General features: G+C 50.6%; 3 protein-coding genes. All 3 read left to right on the forward strand.

Features of this window, described 5'->3' with window-relative positions; translation table 11 throughout:
* The first annotated feature begins 100 nt into the window (after positions 1 to 100).
* The gene (gene aroA / locus ACWVCM_RS12610) at positions 101 to 1,438 is read left to right on the forward strand and encodes a 3-phosphoshikimate 1-carboxyvinyltransferase (protein WP_455202109.1); all 1,338 of its coding nucleotides are present in this window, start codon (positions 101 to 103) and stop codon (positions 1,436 to 1,438) included.
* 30 nt (positions 1,439 to 1,468) lie between these two features.
* Positions 1,469 to 2,158 (forward strand): (d)CMP kinase, encoded by a 690-nt coding sequence (gene cmk / locus ACWVCM_RS12615; protein WP_455202110.1) that lies wholly within the window; start codon positions 1,469 to 1,471, stop codon positions 2,156 to 2,158.
* Positions 2,159 to 2,468: 310 nt separating this feature from the next.
* Entirely contained in the window at positions 2,469 to 4,142 is a 1,674-nt protein-coding gene (gene rpsA, locus ACWVCM_RS12620) for a 30S ribosomal protein S1 (RefSeq protein WP_455202111.1), read from the forward strand.
* Positions 4,143 to 4,289: the final 147 nt, after the last annotated feature.

Consider the following 4,289-nt stretch of genomic DNA (forward strand, 5'->3'; position numbering starts at 1 on the left):
CCTGGATGTGTTTAAACGGGCCAAGGCGTCTCGTGACCAGTTTAGCCATTAGTTTTGTCAAAAAATAGTTAACAGTAATGTATACAAGATTTAGTAGATAATGAGCCAATCCCATTCTGAAACAGACGTTATTTTTAAGGCACTGCCGGGTGGTCGCCTGAAGGGCCTAAACGGGCGGTTACGCGTGCCCGGCGATAAATCTATTTCCCATCGTTCCATTATGTTGGGTTCGCTGGCCAATGGTGTCACGCAAATCACCGGTTTTCTGGAAGGTGACGATAGCCTGGCAACGTTAGCGGCGTTTCGCGCCATGGGCGTTGAAATTGAGGGTCCCAGTGATGGTGTGGTCACGGTGCATGGTGTGGGAATGCACGGTCTGAAAGTTCCGGACCAAACGCTGGACGTGGGTAACTCGGGTACCTCCATGCGTTTGCTGGCAGGGCTCATGGCCGGCCAGTCTTTTGATGTAACCATGACAGGTGATACCTCCTTGTCAAAGCGTCCCATGCGGCGTGTGACAGATCCCCTGGCCACTATGGGAGCGGTAATTGATACCACTGAAAAGGGTACTGCACCATTGCATGTTCATGGCGGCGCAGCATTGAAAGCGATTGATTACCAGATGCCAGTGGCCAGTGCCCAGGTAAAATCCTGCGTGTTGCTTGCTGGGTTGTATGCTCAAGGTAAAACTTGTGTCACTGAGCCCGCGCCCACCCGCGATCACACCGAGCGCATGTTAAAAGGTTTTGGTTATGACCTGGATGTAAACGGTAGTACCGTTTGCCTGGAAGGTGGGGGAGCTTTAACGGCCACCAATATTGAAGTGCCAGCGGATATTTCCTCGGCGGCGTTTTTCCTCGTCGGTGCCAGCATTGCGGAGGGATCACAGCTAACGCTGGAGCACGTGGGTATGAATCCCACGCGCATCGGCGTGATTAATATATTACGTGCGATGGGAGCCAATATCGCTATCAGTAATGAGCGCGAAGTGGGAGGAGAGCCGGTGGCTGATCTCACCGTGACATCCTCGCCGCTGAAAGGTATTCACATTCCTGAAGACCAGGTACCCCTGGCCATCGACGAGTTTCCGGTGCTGTTTGTTGCAGCGGCCTGTGCCGAAGGAGAAACGGTATTGACCGGTGCGGAAGAATTACGCGTCAAGGAGAGCGATCGCATTCAGGTCATGGCGGATGGATTGCAGATCCTGGGTATTGATGCCCGACCCACGCCTGATGGCATGGTGATTCGAGGTGGTCAAATGAAGGGGGGTGACATTCAGAGTCATGGAGACCATCGTATCGCCATGGCCTTCGCGATGGCCAGTTTAAGGGCCAGTGAAGCGATCACAATACATGATTGTGCCAATGTGAATACCTCGTTCCCGAATTTTGTATCACTGGCCAACGGCGTTGGTTTGAACATTAGCGCCAAAAACTGATAATTACAGCATCAATATACAGCCTTCCTCATGAGTTTCGATCCTGATCCCTCCGCACCGGTAATAACCATTGATGGCCCCAGCGCCTCGGGTAAAGGAACCATTAGTTCACTGGTGGCGCAGACCCTGGGCTGGCAGATGCTGGATAGCGGGGCGCTGTATCGTCTGGTGGGTTACGCGGCCATTAAACAATCCATTGCCCTGGACGATACAGCTAACCTGGAACGGATCGCCCGCGCCCTGGATGTTCGATTTGTTGCCGGCACAAATGGCCAGGAAACAACGATTTACCTGAACGACGAGAATGTGACGCTCGCTATCCGTACCGAAGAGAGTGGTAAAGCGGCATCCACCGTCGCCGCTCTTCCCGAGGTGCGTTCCGCCTTGCTGGCCAGACAGCGTGCATTCCAGCAATTGCCGGGGCTGGTCGCCGATGGACGTGATATGGGCACGGTGGTATTTCCCGGGGCAGTGCTGAAAATCTTTCTCACGGCCAGTGCCGAAGAAAGGGCAAAAAGGCGCTATAAACAGTTGATGGAAAAGGGTATAAGTGCTAACCTTGCGCAACTTTTTGACGAGATCGCCGAACGCGACAAGCGCGATAGCCAACGGGACACCGCTCCATTAAAACCGGCCACCGATGCCGTGGAGTTGGACACCACTCACATGACCATTCCAGAAGTGGTCGACCGCATCATCGCCTTGTATCAAGATCAGTAGTATCTCAGCCAAATCGCAGTAGTGTTACGGTTCGAGGCCTCGAATTTGCATAGCTATAGCCCTTCGCCGCCCTTCATAAAGAGGCTGCGCAGAGTACCAGAAGTGCAGTTCGCGGAATTGACATAATTTTATTTTATTAACCCAGCCACAGTGATCGAACACTCGTGGCGAGTCGTTTCAGAAGTTCATTTGCGACTTTTACTTTAGCTGCCTGTTATTGCAAAGGTTATGCAAGTTAAAGAGACGGACGTTAACGTCGAAGTTGCCGAATGAAAGCAAGATCAGAAGCGCCTAGAGAAAGTAATCTATTATGAGCGAAAGTTTTGCCCAACTCTTTGAAGAAAGTTTATCCCAAACCAAAATGCGCCCCGGTACGATCATTACCGGTGAAGTCGTCGATATCAGTTCCGACTTTGTAGTTGTTAACGCCGGATTAAAATCCGAAGGCGTCATTTCTGCGCAAGAATTCCAGGATGAAAATGGCCAGGTCAATGTCAACGTCGGTGATGAAGTTGAAGTCGCCCTCGAGTACGTAGAAGACGGATTTGGTGAAACCCGGTTATCACGTGAGAAAGCGGTTCGTGCTCGTTCCTGGATCGCGCTGGAAAAAGCTTACGACGCTGGTGAAACCGTAATGGGTATTATCAATGGTAAAGTCAAAGGTGGCTTCACTGTTGAATTGAATGACGTGCGCGCGTTCCTGCCGGGTTCGCTGGTCGATGTGCGTCCTGTTAGAGACCTGTCTTACCTGGAAGGCAAGCAGCTCGAATTTAAAGTTATCAAGCTGGATCAGAAACGTAATAACGTCGTGGTATCTCGTCGTGCGGTGGTTGAAGAAGAGTCCAGCGAAGAGCGCGATCAACTGATCGAGAACCTGGAAGAAGGCCAGGTAGTCAAGGGTATCGTCAAGAACCTTACCGACTACGGTGCATTTATCGATCTGGGCGGTATTGACGGACTGTTACATATCACCGATATGTCCTGGAAACGTATTAAACACCCCAATGAGATCGTCAATGTTGGCGATGAGATAGATGTGAAGGTTCTCAAGTTCGATCGTGAAAAGACTCGCGTTTCGCTAGGCCTGAAGCAGATGGGTGAAGATCCATGGCTCGATATAACCCGCCGTTACCCGGTGAGCTCGCGCCTGATCGGTAAGGTAACCAACCTGACCGATTATGGTTGTTTCGTAGAGATCGAAGAGGGTGTAGAAGGTCTGGTTCACGTCTCCGAAATGGACTGGACCAACAAGAATGTCAGCCCCAATAAAGTTGTGCAATTGGGTGACGAAGTTGAAGTGATGGTGCTGGAAATCGACGCGGAGCGCCGTCGTATCTCCCTGGGCATGAAGCAATGTAAAGCCAACCCCTGGGATGAATTTGCGGCCCAGCACAATAAAGGCGACAAGATTGTCGGTACAATTAAGTCAATCACCGATTTCGGTATTTTTATCGGTCTGGACGGTGGAATCGATGGTCTGGTACACCTGTCTGATATTTCCTGGAATGCCACCGGTGAAGATGCGGTTCGAGACTACAAGAAAGGCGATGAGATTGAGACCGTGATTCTCGCCATTGATCCTGAACGTGAGCGTATCTCCCTGGGTGTCAAGCAACTGGAGCAGGATCCTTTCAGTAACTATCTGGCCGACCATCCCAAGGGTACTATTGTTACTGGCAAGATCATCGAGATTGACGCCAAGGGTGCCGTTGTTCAGCTGATGGAAGGCATTGAAGGCTATTTGCGTGCTTCAGAGATTACCCGGGATCGTGTAGAAGATGCGCGTACCCTGCTGAAAGAAGGTGAGGAAGTGGAAGCCAAGTTCATTGGCGTCGATCGCAAGAACCGCGTGATCAATTTGTCGATCAAGGCAAAGGATTCTCAGGAAGAAGCGGAAGCGATGGAAGATTACAGCCGCCAGTCAGAATCTTCGGGTTCAACAACCCTGGGAGACCTGATCAAAGAGCAGATGGACAATCAATAACTGTCTAAGCTCTGAGCAATTGGTGAAAAATCACCAAATTTTTCCAGAAATGCTATTTAAATCGTGGGTTTAGCTGCTAATATTAGTTAGGTAGCTGGACCCACGTGACTATTAAGGTTTATCGGTTTTTGACGTTAATAAGGTGAC

The sequence above is a fragment of the Kaarinaea lacus genome (assembly GCF_975902315.1).